Source organism: uncultured Campylobacter sp., from assembly GCF_938045595.1.
Taxonomy (GTDB): domain Bacteria; phylum Campylobacterota; class Campylobacteria; order Campylobacterales; family Campylobacteraceae; genus Campylobacter_B.
Genome location: NZ_CALIBB010000222.1, coordinates 1 through 2,032 on the forward strand (window position 1 = coordinate 1; position 2,032 = coordinate 2,032).

At 50.7% G+C, this 2,032-nt stretch carries 2 protein-coding genes; both read right to left on the bottom strand.

Translation table 11 applies throughout. The features are described 5' to 3' along the window. Positions 1–118: 118 nt before the first annotated feature. Positions 119–1,105: a hypothetical protein gene (locus tag Q0340_RS08560; RefSeq protein ID WP_298082970.1), complete on the bottom strand. Its 987-nt coding sequence runs from the start codon at positions 1,103–1,105 to the stop codon at positions 119–121. After that, a complete protein-coding gene (locus Q0340_RS08565) occupies positions 1,105–1,953 on the bottom strand; it encodes a hypothetical protein (protein WP_298082971.1) in 849 nt (282 codons plus the stop codon). Before Q0340_RS08565 ends, Q0340_RS08560 begins: the two co-directional genes overlap by 1 nt. Between the last annotated feature and the right edge of the window lie 79 nt (positions 1,954–2,032).

The window sequence follows — 2,032 nt, forward strand, 5'->3', positions numbered from 1 at the left end:
TTTATTCCGCTCTATTTTATCCTCATGCGTGTTTTTAGCGCTTGATGCTATCGGCGCGATAGCCGCTACTGCGCCAAATTTAATAAAATTTCGTCTTTTCATACCGATCTCCTTAAGACTAAAATAGATTTTTTTCTTGCGGTTTTTGATTTAGAAGCTGCAAGATCGCACTCTTTTCTGCAAAAACCAGCGCGTAATGAAACTCCGGCAGGCTCTTTAGCGCGCTTAGCTTATTGAAGCGAAAGTCGATCTTAGTGCCGTCCAATCGGTCTTCCCAGCTGGCGCAGACGATGATTTTTTCGCGGAATTTTGCCCGCAAAAACTCCGCTTCGCGCGCAAAAAGTTCAGGATCGCTCTCGGCGATAAAGGCGCGATAGCTGCCGCCAAGCGAGCTTACGTTGAAAAATCTATCCACAAAAATCGGCTCGAAATGGCCGAATGCGCTTAAGTTTTGAAATTTAAAGGGTATGTTTTTGCGCGAGAGATACTCGATCACGCCGCATAGCTCGGGCAAAAACAGCTGCGGAAAGATTAAGTTTGAATAATAAAGCCCGCCGAAAACGAAGCTACTGTAAAATATCGAGCCGCCGTAAAGCAGCCTAAAATCGGCGCTCGCAGGGATCGTGGCAGGCGAGATACCGAGGCTTTGCAAAAGATCGCCGTCGGTGGTGAAGTAGGTATTTTTCTCCTTGGCATTCAGAAGGCTGATGAAAAGCTCACCTTTGCTGCGCGGCGCAAACATCAAATTTTTCGGCACGCTCGTGTAGCGCAGGATCTCGCTTTGCACCTCGTTTATCAGCACGAAGCCGTGCCGCCACGTCTCGCCCAAAAATTTTATCAGTCGCACTAGCGCCGAGCATAAATTTTCGACCTTGATAAAGGCGATCTCGTCATTAAGCGGCTTGAAATTGTTATCGAAAATGATCGCGTACGCGCCGTTATCGATCGCGGTGCGCACGTCGCGCTCGTTTGCGCCGAGTGCGATGAAGGCTCCCTTTTTCGCGACCTTTGTGGGTTCGATCGCAAAGCTCTCGACCGCGGAGATCGCAGGATTATTTAGCATCGCTCCGTTTACGATACGGGTTAAATTTAATAAATTTACCATTACGCCTTCCCTGCGGCGGAGCTTTTAAAGGGCGCGCTCTTTGCGGCGTGGCGAGGCTGCTTTGCGGTAGATGCGGAGGTTTCGCCGGACGCGACGGCTTCTTTTGCGGCGATTACGGCAGGTGCAGCAGTATTTTTTGCGATGCGGCGAGACTTTGCGTTCTGAGAGGTGCTTTTAGCCGCTGCCAATTTTGCGCTAGCTGCGGAAATTTTATTTTGCGCGGCGCTTTTTACGGACGCTGATTTTGCGACAGATGGCGATTTCGCCGTGGATGTAGAGGCTGCACTTGCTGCGATACTTTTAGCGGTTGATGCGGTTTTTGCGACAGATGCAGGTTTTTTAGCGAGCGGGGATTTTTTTGCGGGTGCACTTTTTGTCGCTGCATTTTTTTTAACAGAGGCGCTTTTGGAAAGCGAGGCGTCTTTTTTAATGCTCACGCTAGAAACATCTGCCGTGCGCTTTCTGCGCGATGCGGCGCTTGCATTAAAGCTCTCGCCATCCGCGCTCGCATATTTTTTCGTGCGCTCGTCCGTAAATTTATCGGTGCGTGAAAACGAGCGCGCGACCGCGCGCGCACCGAGCTTTGCACATTTTAAAGCGGCGAACTTCGACAGCTCGCAAATGCCTAGTGTTAAAATTTTACGTGCCGCAAATTTTAAAGCAACCCCTGCGCCGAGTTTCAGCGCCAAAGGCGTGGCGCATACAAGCCCGCCTGCACCGATCTTTGCGGCAAAGCCATAGCGACGGCAAAGTTTTAAAATTTTATCCGAAGCGCTGCTTTTTTGCGCGCAGAGCCCGGCCGCGCCGTAGATAGCGAGCTTTGAAGCCTTGCGCGCTAAAGCCCTCATCGCTAACCTACGATTGCGCCGTTTTTTACGGGCGCGAGAGTGCTAAGCAGTGTAAGGCTGCCGTCCTCGGCGCTTAAAA

What these genes read in the sequence shown, in the direction of transcription:
- Q0340_RS08565 (WP_298082971.1), bottom strand. Translation starts at nt 1,953, where the DNA reads ATGAGGGCTTTAGCGCGCAAGGCTTCAAAGCTCGCTATCTACGGCGCG.
- Q0340_RS08560 (WP_298082970.1), bottom strand. Translation starts at nt 1,105, where the DNA reads ATGGTAAATTTATTAAATTTAACCCGTATCGTAAACGGAGCGATGCTA.